General features: G+C 68.9%; 19 protein-coding genes and 1 tRNA gene. 10 read left to right on the top strand and 10 right to left on the bottom strand.

Annotation, left to right across the window (positions count from 1 at the left end; all coding sequences use genetic code 11):
• Window positions 1-184: 184 nt before the first annotated feature.
• From DAA40_RS14655 to DAA40_RS14640, 4 genes are all read right to left on the bottom strand, one after another.
• Window positions 185-976, bottom strand: coding sequence for an MBL fold metallo-hydrolase (locus tag DAA40_RS14655; RefSeq protein ID WP_106850468.1), 792 nt, complete (start codon window positions 974-976; stop codon window positions 185-187).
• A 71-nt stretch (window positions 977-1047) separates the two neighbouring features.
• Entirely contained in the window at window positions 1048-1860 is an 813-nt protein-coding gene (locus DAA40_RS14650; RefSeq protein WP_106850467.1) for an NUDIX domain-containing protein, read from the bottom strand.
• Window positions 1857-2318, bottom strand: coding sequence for a RidA family protein (locus DAA40_RS14645; RefSeq protein WP_234356400.1), 462 nt, complete (start codon window positions 2316-2318; stop codon window positions 1857-1859). The genes DAA40_RS14650 and DAA40_RS14645 overlap by 4 nt, the downstream gene beginning before the upstream one ends.
• Before the next feature lie 32 nt (window positions 2319-2350).
• Complete coding sequence (locus tag DAA40_RS14640) at window positions 2351-2515, bottom strand: DUF4177 domain-containing protein (protein ID WP_106850466.1); 165 nt, start codon at window positions 2513-2515, stop codon at window positions 2351-2353.
• 298 nt (window positions 2516-2813) lie between these two features.
• On the opposite strand from DAA40_RS14640, the gene DAA40_RS14635 reads away from it, so the two are divergent.
• The gene (locus DAA40_RS14635; RefSeq protein WP_234356399.1) at window positions 2814-3770 is read left to right on the top strand and encodes an ArsA-related P-loop ATPase; all 957 of its coding nucleotides are present in this window, start codon (window positions 2814-2816) and stop codon (window positions 3768-3770) included.
• Entirely contained in the window at window positions 3763-4929 is a 1167-nt protein-coding gene (locus DAA40_RS14630; RefSeq protein WP_106850465.1) for an ArsA family ATPase, read from the top strand. The genes DAA40_RS14635 and DAA40_RS14630 overlap by 8 nt, the downstream gene beginning before the upstream one ends.
• Window positions 4930-5013: 84 nt before the next feature.
• Here DAA40_RS14630 and DAA40_RS14625 read toward each other — a convergent pair whose 3' ends face one another.
• On the bottom strand, window positions 5014-5328 hold the full coding sequence (locus tag DAA40_RS14625; RefSeq protein WP_304529206.1) for a WhiB family transcriptional regulator: 315 nt from the start codon (window positions 5326-5328) through the stop codon (window positions 5014-5016).
• A gap of 242 nt (window positions 5329-5570) precedes the next feature.
• Between DAA40_RS14625 and DAA40_RS14620 the strand changes: the two genes are divergently transcribed.
• From DAA40_RS14620 to DAA40_RS14605, 4 genes are all read left to right on the top strand, one after another.
• Window positions 5571-8048, top strand: a complete 2478-nt coding sequence (locus tag DAA40_RS14620; protein WP_158716463.1) for a penicillin-binding protein — start codon at window positions 5571-5573, stop codon at window positions 8046-8048.
• Between the two features lie 12 nt (window positions 8049-8060).
• Complete coding sequence (locus DAA40_RS14615; protein ID WP_234356398.1) at window positions 8061-8987, top strand: metallophosphoesterase; 927 nt, start codon at window positions 8061-8063, stop codon at window positions 8985-8987.
• 80 nt (window positions 8988-9067) lie between these two features.
• Window positions 9068-9144 (top strand) — tRNA-Pro (locus DAA40_RS14610).
• A gap of 66 nt (window positions 9145-9210) precedes the next feature.
• Window positions 9211-10206, top strand: coding sequence for an acyl-CoA dehydrogenase family protein (locus DAA40_RS14605; RefSeq protein ID WP_106850463.1), 996 nt, complete (start codon window positions 9211-9213; stop codon window positions 10204-10206).
• A gap of 31 nt (window positions 10207-10237) precedes the next feature.
• Here the strand turns inward: DAA40_RS14605 and DAA40_RS14600 are convergent, their stop codons facing one another.
• Genes DAA40_RS14600 through DAA40_RS14590 form a run of 3 tightly spaced genes read right to left on the bottom strand, consistent with a single transcriptional unit; the run spans window position 10238 to window position 13841 of the window.
• Window positions 10238-10807 (bottom strand): class I SAM-dependent methyltransferase, encoded by a 570-nt coding sequence (locus DAA40_RS14600; protein ID WP_158716462.1) that lies wholly within the window; start codon window positions 10805-10807, stop codon window positions 10238-10240.
• Window positions 10808-10827: 20 nt separating this feature from the next.
• Window positions 10828-11577 carry a PIG-L deacetylase family protein gene (locus DAA40_RS14595; RefSeq protein ID WP_106850461.1) on the bottom strand — a complete coding sequence of 250 codons (750 nt, stop codon included), beginning with the start codon at window positions 11575-11577 and terminating at the stop codon, window positions 10828-10830.
• 20 nt (window positions 11578-11597) lie between these two features.
• Window positions 11598-13841: a catalase gene (locus DAA40_RS14590; RefSeq protein WP_106850460.1), complete on the bottom strand. Its 2244-nt coding sequence runs from the start codon at window positions 13839-13841 to the stop codon at window positions 11598-11600.
• 207 nt (window positions 13842-14048) lie between these two features.
• Here DAA40_RS14590 and DAA40_RS14585 point away from each other — a divergent pair, with 207 nt between their 5' ends.
• Window positions 14049-14777 carry a glycosyltransferase family 2 protein gene (locus tag DAA40_RS14585; protein WP_158716461.1) on the top strand — a complete coding sequence of 243 codons (729 nt, stop codon included), beginning with the start codon at window positions 14049-14051 and terminating at the stop codon, window positions 14775-14777.
• Between the two features lie 115 nt (window positions 14778-14892).
• Here DAA40_RS14585 and DAA40_RS14580 read toward each other — a convergent pair whose 3' ends face one another.
• Entirely contained in the window at window positions 14893-16353 is a 1461-nt protein-coding gene (locus DAA40_RS14580; protein WP_106850458.1) for a glutamate synthase subunit beta, read from the bottom strand.
• Window positions 16346-20896 (bottom strand): glutamate synthase large subunit, encoded by a 4551-nt coding sequence (gltB, locus tag DAA40_RS14575; RefSeq protein ID WP_106850457.1) that lies wholly within the window; start codon window positions 20894-20896, stop codon window positions 16346-16348. Before gltB ends, DAA40_RS14580 begins: the two co-directional genes overlap by 8 nt.
• Window positions 20897-21219: 323 nt before the next feature.
• Between gltB and DAA40_RS14570 the strand changes: the two genes are divergently transcribed.
• Genes DAA40_RS14570 through DAA40_RS14560 form a run of 3 tightly spaced genes read left to right on the top strand, consistent with a single transcriptional unit; the run spans window position 21220 to window position 23313 of the window.
• Entirely contained in the window at window positions 21220-22110 is an 891-nt protein-coding gene (locus DAA40_RS14570; RefSeq protein ID WP_106850456.1) for a hypothetical protein, read from the top strand.
• Window positions 22107-22655, top strand: a complete 549-nt coding sequence (locus DAA40_RS14565; protein ID WP_106850455.1) for a phage holin family protein — start codon at window positions 22107-22109, stop codon at window positions 22653-22655. The genes DAA40_RS14570 and DAA40_RS14565 overlap by 4 nt, the downstream gene beginning before the upstream one ends.
• The gene (locus tag DAA40_RS14560) at window positions 22648-23313 is read left to right on the top strand and encodes a DUF3618 domain-containing protein (protein ID WP_106850454.1); all 666 of its coding nucleotides are present in this window, start codon (window positions 22648-22650) and stop codon (window positions 23311-23313) included. Before DAA40_RS14565 ends, DAA40_RS14560 begins: the two co-directional genes overlap by 8 nt.
• Window positions 23314-23347 lie beyond the last annotated feature (34 nt).

Here is a 23347-nt window from a genome sequence, read left to right as displayed (position 1 = left end):
GATCGCAGAGAGGACGCCAGTGTGATCGCCCTCTCACTGAGGGCTTGTCGGCTATTGATTCACATCGCGCGAGCCGGCGCAACCTGACCCCCCGCAGGTCAGGACGCTCGATACGCGGCAGCTCGACGGCCCGGGCGGTCCGCGGGCTGGACCGCTCCGCCTGCCGGGAATGGGCGCCGCTGGCTCAGCTGGGGCTGCGGAGGTACTCCAGCTGGGCCTTGACCGAGAGCTCGGCGGCGTCCCAGTTCTCCTTCGGGACGTCGGTGTAGACGTGCTCCACGACTTGGCGCGCCGTGGCGTCCGGTCCGAGCACCTCCAAAGCGTCGCGGACCTGCTGCAGCCGCTGGGCGCGGTGATCGAGGTAGAACTCCGCGGCCTTCGCCGCCGACTGCAGCTCCGGGCCGTGCCCGGGGAGCACGGTCGCGTCGCCGTAGGCCTTCAGGCGCTCCAGGGAGTTGAGATACTCCCGCAGGTCGCCGTCCGGGTGGGCGATCACGGTCGTGCCGCGACCCAGGATCGTGTCGCCGGTGAGCACCGAGGCCGGGTGCTGTCCGTCGTCCACGACGAACGACAGCGAGTCGCTGGTGTGGCCCGGGGTGGCGATGACCTTCACCTCGACGCCCGCCCCGGAGATCACATCACCCTCGCTGAGCCCCTCCCCGCCGTAGCGATGCTGGGGGTCCAGAGCGCGTACCCGAGCACCGGTCATCTCGTGGAAGGTCCGGGCCGACTCGGAGTGATCCCAGTGGCCGTGGGTGAGCAGGACCTCGACGACCGTCCCCGCCTCCGCGGCGACTACCTTCAGGTGCTCGAGGTCCTCCGGACCGGGGTCGATCACGATCGCCTCGCGGCGTCCGGCCGCCCGCAGCAACCAGGTGTTGGTGCCATCGAGCGTCATGACATTGGGGTTGTTGGCCAGCACGACCGAGGCGTACGGCGTGACGTCGCGCCGGGTCTCGTACAGCGGGTGGGTCATGTGGGTGCCTCCAGGGCTGATCTGCGGTGGGTAGGGCGGGGCTTTTTGCGGAATAACCCGCCGCAGACTGGCTAGTCGGCGACGGACCGACCGGGGCCGATGCGGACCGACGGCTTGATCACGGTCCCGTCCGGCAACCGCACCTGCAGGACGCCGTCGACATCCACGAGTTCCGGCAGGATCGGCTCCAGCCTGCGCGGCGGCGCCGCCGCCATCGCCTCGTCGGCGGTGTCGTGCTGCGCCAGGTCGCGAAGGGTGACGATGGTGGGCGGCAGCATCGCCCGCGCCCCGCTCTCGCCGTCCGCGAGCGCCTGGCGTACCGGCACCCACTCGGCCAGATCGTGCTCGGTCGAGATCGCGCGGGGGTGGACGCCGTCCGGCAGCTTCACCAGGAAGAAGCTCGTGTCGTAGCGCTTCGGCTCGGCTTCCGGGGTGATCCAGTGCGCCCACGGGCGAATCAGGTCCGCGCGCACCGACAGCTCGCGCTTCTGCAGCAACTCGGCCAGCGAGTGCGAGCGGTCGAGCAGGGCCTGCCGCTCGGCCTCCCACTCGTCGTTGTCGGTGTCGACGACCGGGGCGTCGGCCTCAGTGGCCAGCAGGATTCCGGACTCCTCGAAGGTCTCTCGGACGGCGGCCGCGACGAGGGACCGCGCCCTCCGCTCGTCGGTGCTGAAAGCGCCCGCCCAGTAACCCGGATCGGGTCCTACCCAACCGAAGTCGGCATCGAGATCTCGGGGATCGACCCCGCCTCCCGGATAGGCGGTCATGCCGCCGGCGAAGGCCATCTGGCGCACCCGTCGGATCAGGTAGACCTCGAGGCCGCGTTCGCCGTCCCGGATCAGCAGGATCGTCGCCGCGGGTTTCGGCGCGCTGGGCTCGCTCATGCATCGACCTCGACGATCAGCTCGACCTCGACGGGGGCATCGATCGGCAGCGCCGCGACGCCGACCGCCGAGCGAGCATGCTGCCCGGCATCCCCGAACACCTCGCCGAGCAGCTCGGAGGCGCCGTTGATCACCTTCGGCTGGCCCGTGAAGGACGGGTCACTTGCGACGAACCCTACGACCTTCACCACTCGGGTCACCGCGTCCAGACCCACGAGGGCGTCGATGGCCGCGAGCGCGTTGATCGCGCACTGGCGAGCGTCGTCGTACGCCTCCTCTGGTGAGACCTCCGCGCCCACCTTTCCGGTGCGCCGGAGCTTGCCGTCGACGACCGGCACCTGCCCAGAGGTGTAGACCAGCTTTCCGGTCTGGACCGCCGGAAGATATGCCCCGGCCGGACGAGCGACCGGCGGCAGCTCGATCCCGAGCTCGGACAGCCGAGCCTTGATGTCAGCCACGATGACCTCCTGTGTCGCTGCGGTCGCGGGGATTACTGCTTCGGGCGCTTCATGAACGCCACCAGCTGCTCACCGGTCGGCCCGGGCGTGACGGTGACGAGCTCCCAGCCGTCTTCACCCCAGGTGTCGAGAATCTGCTTGGTGTTGTGGGTCAGCAGCGGCACGGTCGCGTACTCCCACGTCGTCTTCTCAGCCATGTGCCCACTCTAGGGGTGCGGTGATCCGGGCCGCATCTGGGCGGCGACCCGGGACACATCGAGCGCCGGCGCCGCGGGCCGCGGGCCTGCACCGCGATTGCGACATCACCGTCGGCGAGACCAGCACGCAGCTCAAGGCCTTGTAGCCGCGCAGGCAGCGGCTTGGGCGCACTAGATCGGGGGGACCTGACGACGGCGCACGGGCGTCCGGACCACGCCGTCTTCTGCATCGCACTAGGCTGGCAGCGTGGACGCCGGACTGACCCCCTCCTGGTGGAGCGATGCTCGACTACATGTCGTGAGCGGAAAGGGCGGCACCGGCAAGACCACCGTCGCGGCCGCGCTCGCGATCGCGCTGGCAGCGGGCGGACGCCGTACCCTGCTGATCGAGGTCGAGGACCGTCAGGGCATCGCGCAGCTGTTCCACCTGCCACCACTGCCGTACGGCGAGCGCCCCGTCGCTTCGGCCCCCGGCGGAGGCGAGGTCCATGCGCTCGCGGTCGAGCCGGAGGCGGCGCTGGTCGAGTACCTCGACATGTTCTACAACCTGGGCCGTGCTGGTGGGATGCTGCGTCGAGTCGGCGCGATCGACTTCGCGACCGCCGTCGCCCCGGGCCTGCGTGACGTGCTGCTGACCGGCAAGGTCAAGGAGTCGACGACGCGGGTCGAGAACGGGCGCCGGGTGTACGACGCCGTCGTCCTCGACGCGCCCCCGACGGGCCGTATCGGGCGGTTCCTGAACGTCACGGCGGAGGTGGCGCAGTTGGCCAAGGTAGGGCCGATCAAGAAGCAGTCCGACGGCGTCATGGACCTGCTGCGCTCTTCGCGCACCGCGATTCACCTGGTCACCCTGCTTGAGGAGATGCCGGTGCAGGAGACGCTGGAAGCGGCGCACGACCTGCGCGAGTCGGGGCTCGAGGCCAGCTCGGTGATCATCAACATGGCCACTGAGCCGGAGATGTCGGCCGGCGAGCTCGACGACATCGCGTACGGCGCCGATCCTCAGCAGCAGGTGGCCGACGGACTGGCTGAGGCCGGCCTCGACACGGAGCTGGCGGGGGCGCTCTCGAACGAGCTGATCGCTTACGCGCAGCGTTTCACGGTCGAGCAACAGGCGCGCGCGGACCTGCCCTCCCTCGGCGTCCCGATCACCGAGCTGCCCCGGCTGCACGGCCAGATGTCCCACGGGGCCCTGTACGACCTCGCTGAGCTGATTCGCGAGCAGGTCGGTGCCGAGGAGGTAACAGGTGGCTAGTGCCCGCCAGCGGCTGCGCCCCGACGCGACCGCCGCGCTTGAGGTTGACCGGCTGCTGGCCTCCACCGACACCCGCGTGATCGTGTGCTGCGGCGCCGGCGGTGTGGGGAAGACCACGACCTCGGCCGCGCTCGCGCTGCGTGCTGCGGAGACCGGACGCCGCGTCGTCGTCCTGACGATCGATCCCGCCCGCCGCCTGGCGCAGTCGCTGGGGATCGAGCAGTTGGACAACACCCCGCGCAAGGTCGCCGGCGTCGAGAACGGCGAGCTGTGGGCGATGATGCTGGACATGAAGAGCACTTTCGATGAGATCGTGCTCGAGCACACCGACGAGGAGCGCGCCCAGCAGATCTTCGACAACCCCTTCTATCAGACGCTGTCGAGCTCGTTCGCCGGAACGCAGGAGTACATGGCGATGGAGAAGCTCGGGCAGGTGGTCGCGAAGGACGAGTGGGATCTCATCGTGGTCGATACGCCGCCCAGCCGGTCGGCCCTCGACTTCCTCGACGCCCCGGAGCGGATGGCGCGCTTCCTCGACGGCAAGGTGCTGCGGGTGCTGCTGGCGCCGGCCCGTTCCGGCGGGCGAGTCTCGCTGAAGATCGTCAGCGCGGGCATGGGCATGTTCACCAAGGTGCTCACCAAGATCATCGGTGGCGAGGTGCTGCGCGACATCTCCGCGTTCGTGGGTGCGCTCGACACGATGTTCGGTGGATTCCGCACCCGCGCCGAGGCCACCTACAACCTGCTGCGCACTCCCGGCACGTCGTTCGTGGTGGTGGCCACGCCCGAGGCCGACGCGCTGCGCGAGGCGTCGTACTTCGTGGACCGGCTGGTGGGCGAGGCGATGCCGCTGGCCGGCGTCGTCCTCAATCGGGTGCATTACACCGAGGCGCCCGGCCTGGCTGCGAAGAAGGCCCGCGAGGCCGCGGAGCGGCTGTGGCCCGAGGACGCCGAGCCGACCGAGGCCGGAGCGGTGACGGCCGCGGCGTTGCGGGTGCACGCGGACCGGATGGATCTGGCGGCTCGCGAGCGGACGCTGACCGAGCGGTTCATCAGCGCACATCCGACGGTGGCGCTGGGCGAGATCGCGGCGCTGTCGACCGACGCGCACGATCTGGACGACCTGCGTGACATCGGGGACCGCCTCGCGGCGGGCTGAGACCGGCAGGAGAACTGAGCACCCGCTCGTCGACGAGCGGGTGGATCGGCTGGCGCGTCGTGCTGAGCCGCTTGGGAATAGAACCTAGGCGATGCGTGCGGTGCTGTCGGCGGACATGATCAGATCGCGCCAGGAGTCGACGTCCGGGTGCCGACGCAGGAGGGCGCGCCGTTCCCGCTCGGTCATGCCGCCCCAGACGCCGAACTCCGTGCGGTTGTCCAGCGCGTCTGCCAGGCACTGCCGACGGACCGGGCAGCCGCTGCAGATCTTCTTCGCCTGGTGCTGGGCCGCGCCCTGCACGAACAGCGCCTCGGGATCGGTTCCCACACAGCGGCCCTCGCTCGCCCAGTCGGACATCGGGGTGCGCGCCGCCTCGGTGAAGACGATGGTGCTGGCCATGTGAGGGTGCTCCTTGTGCTCGGGGGGCTGGGTTCCCAGCTCTGCCGTTCGGTGGTGAGACCCCCCTGCGCGGGAGCTATGACGCGAAGAGCGCAAAAATCCTCTGAGACTTCACGTCGACTTTACGAGAGGGCGTGTCGAACCGGCCAGTAATCCCGTGAGCACGGCCGATCCGGGCCCTTCTCGGGAGTCGTCGTTCACGACTTACCCGCTCGTGACTGGGCACTGCGTACGCTGTTGTGGTGTCAACCAGTGCTTTTGCGAAGATGACGACGGTCGCCAAGCTCGTCGCGGCCATCTCGGCCGGCGGGCTCGTGCTCGCGGCCATGCTGTTCCCCGCCTTCGGCGGCGCGGGCGTGGTCGCCAAGGACACCGCCGACGCGATCCACGAGGTGGACCCGGAGTTCAATGAGTCCAACCCCGCGCTGGTCTCCACCGTGCTCGCAGCCGACGGCACGCCGATCGTGAACTACTACAACTACTACCGCCTCCCGATCCCGCTGGATCAGATGGGCGAGTGGATGCCGAAGGCGATCGTCGCCGTGGAGGACAAGCGCTTCTACGAGCACAACGGCGTGGATCTTCAGGGCATGTTCCGCGCGGCCATCCAGAACGCGGTCAAGGGCGGCGTCTCGCAGGGCGCCTCGACACTGACCCAGCAGCTGGTCAAGAACACGCTGTTCTACCAGGCCACCACCCAGAAGGAGCGCGACGCCGCGACCGAGCAGAGCCTGGGTCGCAAGCTGCGCGAGGCGAAGATCGCGCTGAACGTCGAGTCGATGTACACCAAGGACCAGATCCTGGAGAAGTACCTCAACCTGATGAACATGGGCGCCGGGGCGTACGGCGTCCGCGCCGCCTCGCTGACCTATTTCGGGGTCGAGCCGGCCCAGCTCGACATCGCGCAGGCCGCGCTGCTGGCCGGACTGGTGCAGAACCCGACCAAGTTCAACCCGCTGCAAAACCCCCAGGAGGCGCAGAACCGCCGCGACCTGGTGCTCGGCCTCATGCTCGACCAGGGAGTCATCACCCAGGAGCAGCACGACGCGGAGGTCCAGAAGCCGATCGCGCTCGCGGGCGGCGGCGCGAAGCCGTCGCGCTCCTGCGCGGACGCACCCAACAACTCGGGCTTCTACTGCGACTACGTGTGGACCTACCTCACCCAGAACCTGGGCATCCCGGAGAAGACTCTTAAGGAGGGCGGACTGACCATCCAGACCTCCCTGAACCTGAGCTTCCAGGACGCCGCGACCAACGGGATCACCAGCGCGGCGAAGCCCCTCGGCGGCGGCGACACCTTCGGCTACGCCGACTACCGCCTCGCCTCGATGCCGATCCTCGACGTCAAGACCGGCCAGGTGCTGGCCCTCGGCTTGAACAAGAAGTACGGCAACGACCCCAACGACCCGAGCCAGACGGTGTTCAACTACCCGGTCCTGCCGGGTCTGGGCGCCGGTTCGACGTACAAGATCTTCCCCGCGGTCGTGGCCCTGTCCCAGGGCACCGGTTCGCAGTTCGAGCTCACCGCCCCGGATCCCTACACCTCGAAGGTGTACAAGAACGGCAACAAGCCGTACACGGTCTCGAACGCGAACCCCGGCTACCCGGATCGCATGTCGCTGGAGCGGGCGCTGTACATGTCCTCCAACACCTACTTCATCGCGATGGAGGACCACATTGGCTCGATCGACCCGATCGCCGATGCGGCATACAACATGGGGCTGTGGGCGCCGGGCGACACCAAGACCCGCGACCTCGTCAAGGCCGAGGAGCGCGCCTCGTTCACCCTCGGCCCTGAGGCCACCAGCCCGCTGCGGCTTGCGGTCGCCTACGCCACGGTCGCCAACCGCGGCACGCGTTGTGAGCCGACGCCGATCCTGGCCGTGACCGGCCCGGACGGCCAGCCGGCGGTGAACCCGGAGAACGGCCAGCCGTACTACACGCCGGGCACCAACTGCACCGAGGGGGCGATCTCCAAGGGCGTGGCCGACACGCTCAACCAGATCCTGCTCAAGGACGTCATGCCCGGCAACCTCGGTCAGACCGGCAAACGGGCGTACATCCCCGGGTACCAGATCGCGGGCAAGACCGGCACCGCGCAGGACAACGTCTCGTATGCCTTCGTCGGCTGGACACCCGACATCATCGCGTCGGTGCTCGCCTACAACCTGGAGGGCAAGGGCATGCCGGGTGCCGGCGGCGGCGAGGGCTTCGGTGGTGGCTACCCCGCGGTGATGTGGAAGAACGCGATGGTGAACATCCTGCCGCAGGTCGGCTCGAGCAAGTTCCCGCCCGCCGATCCCGCCGTGGCTGCTGGAAAGACCTCCACGCTGCAGGTTGACTGCGTCGGCCAGTCGCCCTCGAACTGCAAGGCCTTGGCGCAGCAGGCCGGTTTCGACGCGGTCGACAGCGGGACGCCGGTCGACTCGACCCTGCCGGCGGGTGTCGTGGCCTCGCAGGATCCGGCCGTTGGGTCATCGGTCAGCCCCGGCATCACGATCAAGTACAGCGTGTCCTCCGGCAAGGCGCCCGCGGGCCAGCCGTGCCAGGCGGGGCAGGACCCGGCGACCGGCTGCGTACCGCCGGCGGGTGATCCCACGCAGACGCCCGCTCCAGCGCCGACCGCGGCTCCGGACCCGCAGCCGACGACCGAGCAGCAGCCGCCGACCCAGGGCCCGCCGTCCGGCCCCGGGAACAACAACGGCCTGGGGAATGACTAGGCAACCACGCGAGTGGCCGACCGATCCAGCTTTCTGCGGCGGGCCGCGGCGATCAGCGGCGGCCTGGTCGCTTCCGGGATGATCACCGGCGCGTACGCCGTCGGCATCGAACGCAACCTCTTCACGCTCCGCCGGTTCGAGGTCGCTGTCCTGCCGCGCGGCGCCGACCCGGTGCGGGTCCTTCAGCTGGCCGACCTGCACGTCACCCCGCAGCAACGCCGCAAGGTCGAGTGGGTGCGATCGCTGGTCGACCTCGAGCCTGACCTGGTGGTCTCGACCGGGGACCACATCGGCGGCAATGAGGACGCCTTCGCGAACTCGCTGCGCGCCCACGAGCCGTTCCTGGACTTCCCGGGGGCGTTCGTGTGGGGCAACAACGACTACTGGGCGCCGATTCCCAAGAGCCCCACGCACTACTTCACCGAGACGACCTCCCGCAAGCGCGGACGGCGCGTCGATCTCGCGGAGCTGCACGACGGGCTGACGCGGGGCGGATGGCTCGACCTGAACACCCGCCGCGGCCCCCTCGAGGTCGGAGGACGCCGGATCGCGCTGGCGGGGGTCGACGCCCCGCACCCCAAACGCGCCCGGTACGCCGAGATCGCGGGGCCCGCCGATCCGGATGCGCTGGTACGGATCGGTCTCACCCACTCGCCCGAGCCCCGGGTACTGAACCGGTTCGTGGCCGACGGGTATGACCTGGTGCTGGCCGGTCACACGCACGGAGGCCAGGTGCGGGTGCCGCTGTACGGCGCCGTGGTGACCAACTGCGGGATCGACCGGAGGAAGGTGCGGTGGGTGTCGCGGTGGGGCGCGCCGTCCGGCCGCTCGATCCCACTGCATGTGAGCGCGGGCCTGGGGACCTCGCCGTACGCGCCGATCCGCTTCGCCTGCCGTCCGGAAGCCACCCTGCTGACCCTCACAGCACGCGCCGGATAGTGCGTGTCGGCTAGTCGCTCGCCTCACACCTGCTCGCGGGCGAGCCGCGCGATCGAGTACAGTAATCAGTCGGTGTTCACCGGGGTGTGGCGCAGCTTGGTAGCGCGCTTCGTTCGGGACGAAGAGGTCGCAGGTTCAAATCCTGTCACCCCGACCAGTTGCACCAGAGGGCCTAGCCGCGGACGTGGCTGGGCCCTCTGCCTTTCTACGATCGGAGCACCACATGCACACCTGGTGGCTGGATCCCGCGGGGGACGACGGCATACGTGAGCGCGTGGACGCCGTCCGCCGCGACATTACCGGTGCCCTGGCGCTCGCTCACGAGCTCGGCGAAACCCTGCCCGCCCCTGGCTCGGCGGACACCCTCGTGCTGTGGGATGCGCTCGCGCGGTGCGCCTCGGTCGATCTGACGGCGACCCGCGCGATCGAACCGCACCTCGATGCCGTCGGCATCCTCGGGCAAGCCGGGATCGACGCACCGGTCGGCGCTACCCTGGGCGTGTATGCGGCCGAAGGACCCGCCGGTCGGCTAAGCGCCACCCTGTCGGGAGATCGGTGGAGGCTCGACGGCGTCAAGCCGTGGTGCTCGTTGGCCGGCGACGTGACGCACGCGCTGATGACCGCGTGGGTGGACGACGAGCGTCGCGGTCTGTTCCTGGTCAACATGCGCCAGGACGGCGTCCGGCCCGAAGACACTCCGTGGGTCGCTAGCGGCCTCTCGCTGATCCCCTCCGGCCCGGTACGCATGGACAGCGTCGAAGCCATCCCGATCGGTGAGCCGCAGTGGTACCTGTCGCGGCCCGGGTTCGCCTGGGGCGGCGTCGGTGTGGCCGCGATCTGGTATGGCGCTGCGGTCGGTATCGCGCAGCAGATGCTGCGGGCCGCACAACGTCGCACCCCTGACGAGATCGCGTTGATGCACCTCGGTGCGTGTGACAGTGCGCTGGCCGCGGCCCGCGCGGTGCTGCGGGAGGTGGCGGCGGATGTCGCGGCGGGCGCGGTGCCTACGGGCTCTGAGTGGCCGTGCGCCGTTCGAGTGCGTGACGTCTGCGCGCAGACCGTCGAGACGGTGCTGCGACATGCGGATCATTCGATGGGACCGGCCCCGCTGACCTCGGACGAGCACTACGCGCGACTGGTGGACGACATACGCGTGTACGTGCGTCAGCACCACGCCGAGCGCGACCAGATCACCCTCGGCCACGCCCTCCTGATCTGATCACCTACCTGAGGACGTGACGGGGCAGAGACTATTCGATGTGCTGGTCGTGGCCGCGGGTGAAATCGTCGATCACGAACTCCTCGTCGAAGTGCGCCACCTGATGTCGAAATCCCTTTGCCTTGAAGTAGTTGCGCAGTTCGGCGTGCACATCCTCGCCGCTAGCGGTGCCGTCCTCGGGTGAGTCGCGCCAGTGGACGGCGATGACCTCGGCGCGGTCCGCGGCGCGTTCGAGCACGCTGTCGATCGAGCGCGCCCGGGCGTCATTGTCGAGGTAGTAGAGGAACTCCGAGAGCACGATCAGGTCGAACGGCCCTGCGGTTTCTCCAAACGCGTAAGGCAACGCGGCGACATCAATATTGACGTTCTCGACGGACTCGCAGACCCGGCGTGCGATCTCGACCGCCGGCGCGGAGGCATCCTTCGCAACGACCACGCCGCTTCGCTCAGCCACTGCCCGAGCCAGATGGCCCGTGCCACACGCCGGATCCAGCACTCGGTCGTAGCTCGGATCCGCAAGGCATGCGAGAGCAACGGCGATCTTGCGTTGCTCGTACCAGCTCGATCCGACCTTCCACGGATCGCCTTCTTCGAGATACATGCGATCGAAATCCGGCGATGTCACGTCGATGCCCCTCGCACGACGAGCTGTTCGCTCAGCAGCTCGACCATCTGCGGCGGCACCACAGCGGTCAGGTCGTCCGCGACCGGCGAGCGCTGACTGTCGAAACACTCCCATGCCCGCTGCCGTGCCTGCTCAGCGTCGGCAGAGCACTCCACGACCTCGAGACCGCAAGGCCCTGGCGGGTCGGCGAAATAGGTCAGCCAGACCGGCCAGCCTAGGCGGGGCAGCCGCTGTTCCCGTGCGACGGCCTCCACGACACGGCCCACGACCTGATGGTCCGGATGCGGATCCGCCGCGATGGTCCCCGCGATGACGTCGGGCCGGAAGTCAGCCACCACTCCGGCCACCTCGGCGGCGAGGTCCCGCTCGTGCTCGGCCAGGCCGCCGTCCGGCAGGCCAAGCGCGGCCAGTGGCTGCGCCCCCAGGATCTCGAGCGCGGCTCCCCACTCCCGCGCCCTGATGTCAGCGATGCCTCGGTAGTCGTGACCGACCACGTCGAAGCAGGCTTCTCCGTCCGTCGCGATCACGGCACCGACCTCACCACCGGCCGCAACCCAGTCGGCGATGAGCCGGCCTCCGCCAAGGGTCTCGTCGTCCGGGTGGGCGCTGACCACCAGCAGCCGCGGGGACGCCGCTGCGCCGGCGATCTCGCGCATGAGGCACGCGAACGCGGTGCGCGGCAACCCGTCGAGGGTCGGCCGCCACACCGCGTCCGCGTGGCCGTCGGGAGTTATCTTCCTGATCACCACCCGATCGTGCCTCGTACTCAGCCGATCGGGCGGCCCCACACGCGGCCGGCTGCCCACTTGTCGAGGAACTCACTCACCGAGCTGTTCTGCAGCGCGAGGACGCCGTCGTCGGAGGACGTGTCACCGAGGATGTCGATGAGGGGCCGTGCGCCGTCCGTCGCTGCGATCACCTTGTAGTGGTTGAAAGCGTCGTTGACGAAGTCCTTCGCCGCCGGGTTCTTGACCAGGTCGGCCGCGCCGTCCTCGGAGAGCACCAGCGCCACCGCGTCGTACAGCACCGACGGCCCGCCGTCCACGAGCTGGTCGAGGGGTTGCTTGTCGCCGGTCGACAGCTTCACGCCGCCGACCTTGGGGCCGACCAGCTCGACCATCGCGCCGGCCTTCTCGACGGCGTCGGTGAGCGACGTGAGCAGTGCGGCGTCCGTGCCGTCGTTGATCAGCGCGCCGACCTTGCGGCCCTGGATGGTGTCCTTCGCGCTCTTGAGGATGCTCAAGGCGTCGGACTGCGGTAGGTCGGTGCGAGTCGGGACCTTGGCCGCCGCCTTCTCGGGGAGGTCCATGCCCAGCTTCTCGGCGACCTTCTCGCCCACATCGCCGACGTTGCGGAGGTTTGCCAGCATCCGCTCCCGGATCTCCGGAGTCTCGACCTTGCTCAGCTCGAACACGAACGCATCGATGATGTGCTCCTGCTCGACCTCGGTCTGGCTGTTGTAGAACTGCAGCGCCTGGCTGTAGTGGTCGGCGAAGGACTCCGCCCGCAGCGCGCGAATCTCCCCGCTCTCCTGGGCCGCGTACGGCGTGAACCCGATCTCAGGATTCTCCCGCGGGTTCTCGCCACTGCCCAGGGTGTTCGGCTCGTAGAACGCGCGACCGGACGGGCGCGTGGTCGTCATGTGGCCGTCGCGCTGGAAGTTCATCACCGGACAGCGCGGCGCGTTGACCGGGATGTGCGTGAAGTTCGGGCTTCCGAGCCGCTTGAGCTGCGTGTCGAGGTAGGAGAAGTTGCGTCCCTGCAGCAGCGGGTCGTTGGTGAAGTCGATTCCCGGAACGATGTTTTGGGTGCAGAAGGCGACCTGCTCGATCTCGGCGAAGACGTTGTCGACCACCTGGTCAAGCACGAGCTTGCCGACGATCCGCACCGGCACCTGCTCCTCGGGGATGATCTTGGTCGGGTCGAGGATGTCGAACTCGAAGCTGTCGGCGAACTCCTCGTCGAAGACCTGGATGCCCAGCTCCCACTCGGCCGGATCACCGGCGTCGATGGAGTTGTAGAGGTCGCGGCGGTGGAAGTCGCTGTCGGCGCCGTTGATCTTGACCGCCTCGTTCCACACCACCGACTGCATACCCAGCACCGGCTTCCAGTGGAACTTCACGAAGCTCGACTTGCCGGCCTCGTTGATGAACCGGAAGGGGTGGACGCCGAAGCCCTCCATCATCCGGAAGCTGCGCGGGATCGCCCGGTCGCTCATCAGCCAGAAGACCGTGTGGGTCGATTCCGGGGTGAGCGAGATGAAGTCCCAGAAGGTGTCGTGCGCGGACGCCGCCTGCGGCCAGCCGCGGTCCGGCTCCTCCTTCACCGAGTGCACGAGGTCGGGGAACTTCATCGCATCCTGCACGAAGAAGACCGGGGCGTTGTTGCCCACGATGTCCCAGTTGCCCTGTTGCGTGTAGAGCTTGACGGCGAATCCGCGGATGTCGCGCGGCAGGTCGGGTGAGCCCAGATTGCCTGCCACCGTGGAGAACCGTGCGAAAGCCTCGGTGCGTCGTCCGGCCTCCTGGAAGGGATCGGCCATCGTGATGTCCGACAGCGACTCGTAGGCCTCGAAATAGCCGCGCGCGCCGTACCCGCGAGCGTGCACGACGCGCTCGGGGATCCGCTCGTGGTCGAAGTGAAACAGCTTGTCGCGCAGCGCGAAGTCCTGCAACAGAACGGGTCCGCGTTCACCGATCCGCTGCGAGTTCTGGTCGTCGGCCATCGGGATGCCCTGCGCGGTGGTCATCGTGTGCTCGCGCTGGGTGGTCTGCTGGCGCGTCTCGTCGCCGTGCCCGCGAACCTGGTCGATGCTGATCTCGCTGTCCGAAGCCCCCTGCGCGGGGAGGGTCTCGGCGGGCGCAGGGGTGGGGACGCCGGGCTGGCCCTTCTTGCTCTTGTTCTGCTTGCGCGCCTTCTCGCCGGCCGGTTTGGTGGCCTTCGAGTCGGACTTTGCCGGCTTCGCAGACTTCGCGGCGGCGGGCTTGGCGGACTTCTTGGAGTCGGTCATGGAAGTCTCCTGCTCTGCGGGATGCACCACCAGCTGGCGCGGGTGGCGGCGGGCAGGCCGGATCATCGGCAGGCCCGTCGGCTACTGGCGTGCCCGCTCCCGGCTACCGCTAAACCGCGGCGTGATTGAATGTCGGCGCTCACGGGTAGAATCCGAGACGACCTCGACAGCCAACTCCGGTCACCATCCCGTCGACCGGGAGGCTCGATGACACCACCCCGCATGCGTCCACGAGTTCTGGTGGCGATCCCGGCGCATAACGAGCAGCTCCTGCTGGGGCGCGCGCTGGAGGCCGCGGTACAGGCCGTGGACGACTTGCGTTCGCAGTGCCCGTTCGACATCTCGATAGGCGTATCAGCGCATCGCTGCACGGACGACACCTTCGCGGTCGCCGGCGCGAGGCTGGCCTCGGCCGACGGCGTCGATGTGACCGTGCTGCGCGACAAGCGCTCGCGGACGGTCGGCGGCGTACGGCGGCGACTGATCAACGCCATGCTCACCCCGGGAATGCACGCTCCGACGACCTGGCTGCTCTCGACCGACGCAGATTCGATCGTCCCGCCGCAGTGGATCAGCCAGATGCTGCAGGCCGCTGCCCGGGAGGACGCCGTCGCAGTGGCCGGGATGACCGACCTGGTCGACTGGAGCGCCAACGCGCAGCAGCGTGCGGCGTACGACCACATCGTCGAGGCGGGGCTGACCGATGACGGCGGGCACCGGCATGTGTACGCCGCCAACCTCGCCGTCCGGCTCGACGCCTATCTGGCCGCCGGAGGCTTCCCCTCCGTAGCGCACGGCGAGGAGCACCATCTCATCGAGGCGATCCGGGCTGCCGGCGGGACCGTGGCTACCCCGCGGCATCCGCGGGTGCGGACGTCGGGCCGGATGCCCGGCCGCGCCGCCCACGGCCTCGGCGACCTCCTCGCCACCCTTTGAAACCCCAGCCGCACGAGCGAGGACGACCGGTGGTGATCGACTCCCCCTCGTGCGGGGTAAAGGCGGGGCGCGGTTATCCCCGGCTGACGCACCGCAGAACGTCACTACAACGTCGCTAGACCACCAAGGGGCGGTCGGTGGGGTTGACCGGGCGCGGTAGCTGCGAGGGGGCGCGCATCAGGAACTCGTCGACGCCCTTGGCGCACGCCCGGCCTTCGGCGATCGCCCACACGATCAGTGACTGGCCGCGGCCCGCGTCACCGCACGCGAAGACGCCTGGGACGCTGGTCTGGTAGTCGTTGTCGCGGACGACGTTGGTGCGCTCGTCGAGCGGGACGCCGAGCTGGTCGATGAACCCTTCTGACTCAGGACCGAGGAAGCCCATCGCCAGGAACACCGCCTGCGCGGGGATCTCGCGCTCGGAACCGGGGACCTCCTCGAAGGCGCCATCCTTCATCTCGACCTCGGCGACCTTCAGCGCGCGGACGTTGCCGTCCTCGTCACCGAGGATCTCCTTGGTGGAGAGCGCGTACAGCCGCTCGCCGCCTTCCTCGTGCGCCGAGGCGATGCGGAAGATCATCGGGTAGGTCGGCCACGGCTGGTGCTCGGGACGGTCCTCCCCCGGCTTGGGCATGATCTCCAGCGAGGTGACCGACTTCGCTCCCTGACGCAGGGCGGTGCCGATGCAGTCGGCGCCGGTGTCGCCGCCGCCGATCACGATGACGTCCTTGCCGGTCGCCAGGATCTGGTCCGCGACCTCTTCGCCCAGGGCGGCACGGTTGGCCTGCGGCAGGTAATCCATCGCCTGGTAGATGCCGGTCAGCTCGCGGCCCGGTACCGGCAGGTCACGACGTACGGTCGCGCCCGTGGCGATGACGACGGCGTCGTACCGGTCCCGCAGCTCCTTGCCGGTGATGTCCTTGCCGACCTCGACCGACGTGCGGAAGCGGGTGCCCTCGGCCTTCATCTGGTCGATCCGGCGATCGAGGATCGCCTTCTCCATCTTGAACTCCGGGATGCCGTACCGCATCAGGCCACCAGGCTTGTCGTCGCGCTCGTAGACGGCGACGGTGTGCCCGGCGCGGGTCAGCTGCTGCGCGACGGCGAGACCTGCAGGGCCTGAGCCGACCACGGCGACGGTCTTGCCGGTCAGCCGCTCCGGCGGCAGCGGCGGCACCAGGCCGGCCGCGAACGCGTTCTCGGCCGTCTGCTCCTCGATCTGCTTGATGGTGACCGCGGGCTGGTTGATGCCCAGCACGCAGGCGGTCTCGCAGGGAGCCGGGCACAGCCGGCCGGTGAACTCCGGGAAGTTGTTGGTCGCGTGCAGCCGGTCGATGCCGGACTTCTTGTCTCCGCGCCAGGCGAAGGTGTTCCATTCCGGGATCAGGTTGCCCAGCGGGCAGCCGGAGTGGCAGAACGGGATACCGCAGTCCATGCAGCGCGAGGCCTGCCTCTTGAGCTGGTCGGGGTCCTGCGGTTCGTAGACCTCCTTCCAGTCCTGGATGCGTACGTCGACCGGGCGCCGCTTGGGCAGCTCGCGCTCGCGATGCTTCAGGAAACCCTGTGGATCAGCCATTGAAAACCTCCATGATGCGGCCCCACACCTCGGTGCCGTCGGGGTCGAGTCCCTCTGCGATGGCCTCTTCACGGACGTCGAGGACTCGCTGGTAGTCGCGCGGGAGCACGACCTTGATGCGTGAGCGCGCCGCGTCCCAGTCGGCGGCGAGCTTCTTGGCCACGCTCGAGCCGGTCCACCGCACGTGGTCCTCCAGCAGCTGCCGAACGACCTCCATGTCGCCGGGCCGCAGGTCGATGACGTCGACCAGCTCAGTGTTCACCAGCCGCTCGTCAAGGTCGAGCACGTAGGCCACGCCACCGGACATGCCGGCGGCGAAGTTGCGGCCGGTCTGGCCCAGGATCAGCACCGTGCCACCGGTCATGTACTCGCAGCCGTGGTCGCCCACGCCCTCGACGACGGCGGTGACGCCGGAGTTGCGGACGCAGAAGCGCTCGCCGACCTTGCCGCGTAGGAAGATCTCGCCGCTGGTCGCGCCATAGCCGATGACGTTGCCGGCGATCACGTTCTCCTCGGCGATCAGCGGGGCACGCTGGTCCGGTCGGACGACGAGTCGCCCACCGGACAGTCCCTTGCCGACGTAGTCGTTGGCGTCGCCCTGCAGCACGAGGGTGACTCCCGCGGGCACGAACGCGCCGAAGGACTGGCCCGCCGAGCCGGTCAGGGTCAGCTCGATCGCGCCGTCCGGCAGGCCGCTCGGGTGTGCCTTGGTGACCTCGTGGCCGAGCATCGTGCCGACGGTCCGGTTCACGTTGCGGATCGCGACCTGCTCACGCACCTGCTCGCCGTTGTCGATCGCGGGGCGAGCGAGCGCGATCAACTGCTGGTCGAGCGCCTTGTCGAGACCGTGGTCCTGCACGCCCGAGCAGTACGGCGTACCGCCGGTCGGGTCCTCGACCGCGGCGAGGATCGGGCTCAGGTCCATGCCCGAGGCCTTCCAGTGCTCGATCGCCTTGTCGACCTTCAGGCTCTCGACGTGGCCGATGGCCTCCTGGATCGAGCGGAAGCCGAGGGCGGCCAGGTGCTCACGGACCTCCTCGGCGATGTACTCGAAGAAGGTCTCGACGAACTCGGGCTTACCGCTGAACCTGGCCCGCAGGTCGGGGTTCTGGGTGGCGACGCCGACCGGGCAGGTGTCGAGATGGCACACGCGCATCATCACACAGCCCGAAACGATCAGCGGCGCGGTCGAGAAGCCGAACTCCTCGGCCCCAAGCAGCGCGGCGATCACGACGTCCCGGCCGGTCTTCATCTGACCGTCGGTCTGGACGACGATGCGGTCGCGCAGCCCGTTGAGCTTCAGCGTCTGCTGGGTCTCGGCCAGGCCGAGCTCCCACGGCGCGCCCGCGTGCTTCAGCGAGGTTAGCGGCGAGGCACCGGTCCCGCCGTCATGGCCGGAGATCAGCACGACGTCCGCGTGCGCCTTCGACACGCCCGCCGCGACTGTGCCGACGCCGATCTCGGAGACCAGCTTGACGTGGATCCGGGCGCTTGGGTTGGCGTTCTTCAGGTCGTGGATCAGCTGTGCGAGATCCTCGATCGAGTAGATGTCGTGGTGCGGCGGCGGCGAGATCAGGCCGACGCCGGGCGTGGAGTGCCGGGTCTTGGCCACCCACGGGTAGACCTTCTGACCGGGAAGCTGGCCACCCTCGCCGGGCTTGGCGCCCTGCGCCATCTTGATCTGGATGTCGTCGGCCTCGGTCAGGTAGTGGCTGGTGACGCCGAAGCGACCCGAGGCGACCTGCTTGATCGCCGACCGTCGGGTGGGATCGACCAACCGGTCGGCGTCCTCGCCGCCCTCACCGGTGTTCGACTTCGCGCCGAGCCGGTTCATCGCGATCGCGAGGGTCTCGTGCGCCTCCTTCGAGATCGAGCCGTAGGACATCGCGCCGGTCGAGAACCGCCTCACGATCTCGCTCACCGGCTCGACCTCGTCGATCGAGATCGGCTCGCGGCCGGTGACGTCGGCACCGGCGAACTCGAACAATCCGCGCAGCGTCATCAGCTGCTGCGCCTGGTCGTCCACGGCAGTCGTGTACTGCTTGAAGATGTCGTAGCGCTTCTGGCGGGTGGAGTGCTGCAGCCGGAAGACTGTCTCCGGGTTGAACAGGTGCGGCTCGCCGTCCCGACGCCACTGGTACTCGCCGCCGGTCCACAGGGGGCGGTCGGGGATCTCCACGCCCTCCGGTGGGTAGGCCACGGCGTGCCGGTCGGCGGCCTCCTTCGCGATGACGTCGAGGCCGATGCCGCCGAGCTGGCTGGTGGTCCCGGTGAAGTAGGTGTCGATGAGCTCCTGGCTCAGGCCGATCGCCTCGAACACCTGCGCGCCGCAGTACGACGGCACGGTCGAGATGCCCATCTTGCTCATCACCTTCAGCACGCCCTTGCCGAGCGCCTTGATGAGGTTCTTGACCGCCTGCTCGGGCTCGACGCCCTCCAGGAGCCCGCGTCGGCAGAGGTCCTCGACCGACTCCATCGCCAGGTAGGGGTTGACGGCGGCGGCGCCGTAGCCCACCAGCAGCGCGACGTGGTGCACCTCGCGGACGTCGCCGGCCTCCACGATCAGGCCGACGCGGGTGCGGGTCTTCTCCCGGATGAGGTGGTGATGGACGGCGGCGGTGAGCAGCAGCGACGGGATCGGCGCGTAGTCACGGCCGGAGTCGCGGTCGGACAGCACGATGAAGCGGGCACCCTTGCGAATCGCCTCGGAGACCTCCTCGAAGATCTCCTGAAGCCGGTCGGCGATGCCCTGGCCGCCCTGCAGGTGGTCGTAGAGGCCGCGGACGACGTGGGTGGCGTAACCGGGCTGGTCGCCGTCCGCGTTGATGTGCACGATCTTGGCCAGCTCGTCGTTGTCGAGCACCGGGAACTTCAGCGCCAGCTGACGAGCGTGCGCCGCCGACACCGACAGCAGGTTGCACTCCGGGCCGATCGACGTGCCGAGCGAGGTGACCAGCTCCTCGCGGATGGCGTCCAGCGGCGGGTTGGTGACCTGCGCGAACAGCTGGGTGAAGTAGTCGAACAGCAGCCGCGGGCGCTTCGAGAGCACTGCGATCGGGGTGTCGGTACCCATCGACCCGAGCGCCTCGCCGCCGGTGCGGGCCATCGGCTTGAGGATGATCCGCAGCTCCTCGTGGGTGTAGCCGAAGGTCTGCTGGCGGCGGGCGACCGAGGAGGCGGTGTGCACGATGTGCTCACGCTCGGGCAGGTCCTCCAGGCGGACGACGCCCTCGTCGAGCCACTCCTGATAGGGCTGCGCGGCGGCCAGGCCGGCCTTGATCTCGTCGTCCTCGATGATGCGGCCGTGCTCGGTGTCGACCAGGAACATTCGGCCCGGCTGCAGGCGGCCGGTGCGGACGACGCGCCCCGGCTCGAGGTCGAGCACGCCGGACTCGGAGGCCAGCACGACCAGCCCGTCGTCGGTGACGCTGTAGCGCCCCGGGCGCAGGCCGTTGCGGTCGAGGACGGCGCCCACGACGGTGCCGTCGGTGAAGGTGACGCAGGCCGGTCCGTCCCACGGCTCCATGAACATCGAGTGGTACTCGTAGAACGCGCGGCGGGCCGGGTCCATCGTCTCGTGGTTCTGCCACGCCTCGGGGATCATCATCAGCACCGCGTGCGGCAGCGAACGCCCGCCTAGGTGCAGCAGCTCGAGGACCTCGTCGAAGGTGGCCGAGTCGGAGGCGTCGGGCGAGCAGATCGGGAACAGCCGCTTGATGTCACCGGGGATGATGTCGGAGGTGAGCTGCGACTCACGCGCGCGCATCCAGTTGCGGTTGCCCTTCACGGTGTTGATCTCGCCGTTGTGCGCGATCATCCGGAAGGGGTGCGCCAGCGGCCACGACGGGAAGGTGTTGGTCGAGAATCGCGAGTGCACCAGTGCCAGCGAGGTCCGCATGCGGGCGTCGGAGAGGTCCGGGAAGAACGGCTCGAGCTGGCTCGTGGTCAGCATGCCCTTGTAGACGAGGGTGCGGGCAGACAGCGAGGCGAAGTAGACCTCGGCCTCGTGCTCGGCGCGCTTGCGCAGCCCGTAGGCGAGCCGGTCCAGGCCGATCCCGGTCGCCTTGCCGAATCCGCTGGTGACGAACAGCTGCGCGAAGTGCGGCATGCAGTCGCGGGCGACCTGCCCGACGATGTCGGCAGCGACCGGCACGTCACGCCAGCCGAGCACCTTCAGGTGTTCCTCGTGCGCGATCCGCTCGATGTCGGCGACCGCCGTCCGGCGAGCCTCCTCCTCCATCGGCAGGAAGGCCATGCCGACGGCGTACGACTCGACGGCGGGCAGGTCGAAGTCCGCGACCTGACGCAGGAAGGCGTCGGGAATCTGCATGAGGATGCCGGCGCCGTCGCCGACGAGCGGATCTGCGCCGGTGGCGCCGCGATGATCGAGGTTGCGCAGCGCCGTCAGGGCGTGCTGCACGATGTCGTGGCCGCCATGGCCGCGCATCGTGGCCACCATGGCCACACCGCAGGCGTCGTGCTCGTGCTCGCGACGGTAGAGGCCCTGGCTGGCCGGGAGCGCAGAGAAACTGGCGTGCGACATGAAAGGTCACCGTCCTGTTCGTCCGAGAGGTACAAGGTCGAAGCGTCTGGACGGCGTCGGCCAGAGCGTAGGAAAGTTTACAGGGCGCCGGTGAATGCAGCAGAAACCGGGACATACGTCTCAGTCCCGACGCGAGCCACCTACGGCCCCCGAACTCCCCCGGCGCGTACCCGTTGTCCCGGGAGGACGGCGGTGCGATCAGCGCAATGTAGGGCGGGTGTGAGGCGGGAAGAGCGAATGGTTACCGACGGCCAACCGATGGGTAGGACCCTGTCACGACCACGGGCGAGCAATGTCCGTTTGCGCCACCCCGAGGAGAGAAGATGACACAGGGATCCCAGTTCCAGTCGCCGCAGCCACGCGGTACCGACCCCACTACTGACGGCTCCAAGACCGACGAGGCCAAGCAGCAGGGCCGCGAGGTCGCCAGTCACGCGAAGGACGAGGCGGCCTCGGTCGCTCAGGACGCCAAGCGCGAGGGCCAGCAGGTAGCAGAGACCGCCAAGGAGGAGGTCAGGCAGGTTGCCAGCAGCGCACAGGCACAAGCCCGTCAGCTGATGGACCAGGCCAGGACCGAACTCGGCGATCAGGCCGGCTCTCAGCAGCAGCGCCTGGCCGGCAACATTCGCAATCTCGCCAGCGAGCTGCAGACAATGGTCCGCTCCAACGACGAGAACGGGCCGATGAACGACCTGGCCCAGCAGGCCGCCGACAAGGCCGGCGACGTCGCCAGCTGGCTGGAGAACCGCCAGCCGGGCGAGGTCCTGGACGACGTTCGTCGGTTTGCCGCCCGCCGTCCGGCCATGTTCTTGGCGCTCGCCGCCGGCGCCGGAGTGCTCGCCGGCCGGCTCACCCGCGGCCTGACCGCGGACGACGACAGCGCGCAGTCCGCGCGCGCCTACTCCGGCGGTGCGCAGCTTCGCGGCGGAGAGCGGCTTGGCGGGCAGGATGATTACCGCTCCCGGCAGGCCGGCTGGGAGACTGCCGTCGACCCGGTCGACCCGCAATACCGGGTCCCGACGGGCGGTCCCGTTCCGAACGGAGGAACCGCGCCGACCGGCGTCCCGCCGCAGGCCGGGCATCCCTTGGCCCAGCAGCCGGGCCTGGATCCGCTCACCGGCCAGCCCGACCAGGCACCGCGGGATCCTCGGTGGAGCGCCGCCACGGGCGGGGCACCGGCCGACCCGCGTTTCGATGATCGGGGTGGCCGATGACCGACCCGCAACAGCAACGGGGCCCCGCGCAGGGTTACCCGCCACCGAGACATGGAGCGAGCGCACCGGCGCAGCAGCCGCCGTCCTTCCAGCAGGACGGTCCAGGCCAGCACCCGTCGGCCACTGGCTCGACCCAGGTCCACCAGGATCTCGGACAGCCGATCAGCAACGTGGGCGAGATCTTCTCGAACATCACCGCGGACATCTCGACGCTGGTCCGGCAGGAGACCGAGCTCGCGAAGGCCGAGATCAAGCAGTCGGCGACCCGCGCAGGTAAGGGCGCGGGCTTGTTCGCCGGAGCCGGCGTCGCCGGGCACCTGGCGCTGATCTTTCTGTCGATCGCCCTCTGGTGGGGCATCGCGAACCTGATCGAGAGTTTCGGCTGGGCCGCCCTGATCGTGGGCGTGCTGTGGGTGATCGCCGCGGTCGTCATGGCCATGATGGGCCGCAGCGAGATGAACAAGATCAAGGGGTTGCCTCGGACCGCGGAGACGGCAAGCAGGATCCCCGACGCACTCAAGGGAAATGAGCACACCAATGTCTGAACGTGACCCCGACCAGATCCGTCGCGAGATCGAGGCGACCCGTCGAGATCTGAGCTACAACGTCAACGAACTGGGCCAGTCGGTTGCCCCCGGCAACATCGTGGAGCGTCAGAAGCGCGCCGTGGGCGAGAAGGTCCGCTCGATCAAGGAGAGCATCATGGGCAGCCCCGACTACGGCTATGGCTCCTCGAACTCGACGCTCGACTCCGCCAAGCAATCGGCAGAGTCGGCGATGGACTCGGCCAAGCAGTCGGCCCAGAACATGGCCGACAGCGCGCGGGAGATGCCGCAGCAGATCAAGCGCCAGACCCGTGGCAACCCGATGGCGGCTGGCCTGGTCGCTCTCGGTGCGGGCTGGCTGCTCGGTTCGCTGCTGCCGGCCTCCCGCGAGGAGCGCCGCGCGGCCGAGTCCCTCAAGGAGCAGGTACAGCCGCTCATGGAGGACGCCAAGCAGCAGGCTCGCGAGATGGGCGAGAACCTCAAGCCGGCCGCTCAGGAGGCCGTCGACCAGGTCAAGGGCGACGCCCAACAGGCCGTCGACCACGTCAAGCAGGACGGGCAGTCCGCGGCGGACAACGTCAAGCAGTCCGCTGAGCAGTCCAAGGACGCCGTCCAGAGCCACGCCGAGCAGGCCAAGGACCAGGTCCAGAACGGCTAACCACCTGCGGTACGTTCTGCCTCGCTAAACCCAC

It is taken from the genome of Blastococcus sp. Marseille-P5729 (assembly GCF_900292035.1).
Taxonomy (GTDB): Bacteria; Actinomycetota; Actinomycetes; order Mycobacteriales; family Antricoccaceae; genus Cumulibacter.
The sequence above is the reverse complement of the archived record's forward strand: the minus strand, read 5'-3'. Positions and strand labels throughout refer to the sequence as shown.

What these genes read in the sequence shown, in the direction of transcription:
- DAA40_RS14565 (WP_106850455.1), top strand. Translation starts at nt 22,107, where the DNA reads ATGACCGACCCGCAACAGCAACGGGGCCCCGCGCAGGGTTACCCGCCA.
- DAA40_RS14590 (WP_106850460.1), bottom strand. Translation starts at nt 13,841, where the DNA reads ATGACCGACTCCAAGAAGTCCGCCAAGCCCGCCGCCGCGAAGTCTGCG.
- DAA40_RS14625 (WP_304529206.1), bottom strand. Translation starts at nt 5,328, where the DNA reads ATGGCCAGCACCATCGTCTTCACCGAGGCGGCGCGCACCCCGATGTCC.
- DAA40_RS14560 (WP_106850454.1), top strand. Translation starts at nt 22,648, where the DNA reads ATGTCTGAACGTGACCCCGACCAGATCCGTCGCGAGATCGAGGCGACC.
- DAA40_RS14640 (WP_106850466.1), bottom strand. Translation starts at nt 2,515, where the DNA reads ATGGCTGAGAAGACGACGTGGGAGTACGCGACCGTGCCGCTGCTGACC.
- DAA40_RS14650 (WP_106850467.1), bottom strand. Translation starts at nt 1,860, where the DNA reads ATGAGCGAGCCCAGCGCGCCGAAACCCGCGGCGACGATCCTGCTGATC.
- DAA40_RS14655 (WP_106850468.1), bottom strand. Translation starts at nt 976, where the DNA reads ATGACCCACCCGCTGTACGAGACCCGGCGCGACGTCACGCCGTACGCC.
- DAA40_RS14580 (WP_106850458.1), bottom strand. Translation starts at nt 16,353, where the DNA reads ATGGCTGATCCACAGGGTTTCCTGAAGCATCGCGAGCGCGAGCTGCCC.
- DAA40_RS14570 (WP_106850456.1), top strand. Translation starts at nt 21,220, where the DNA reads ATGACACAGGGATCCCAGTTCCAGTCGCCGCAGCCACGCGGTACCGAC.
- DAA40_RS14585 (WP_158716461.1), top strand. Translation starts at nt 14,049, where the DNA reads ATGACACCACCCCGCATGCGTCCACGAGTTCTGGTGGCGATCCCGGCG.
- gltB (WP_106850457.1), bottom strand. Translation starts at nt 20,896, where the DNA reads ATGTCGCACGCCAGTTTCTCTGCGCTCCCGGCCAGCCAGGGCCTCTAC.
- DAA40_RS14605 (WP_106850463.1), top strand. Translation starts at nt 9,211, where the DNA reads ATGCACACCTGGTGGCTGGATCCCGCGGGGGACGACGGCATACGTGAG.
- DAA40_RS14600 (WP_158716462.1), bottom strand. Translation starts at nt 10,807, where the DNA reads ATGTATCTCGAAGAAGGCGATCCGTGGAAGGTCGGATCGAGCTGGTAC.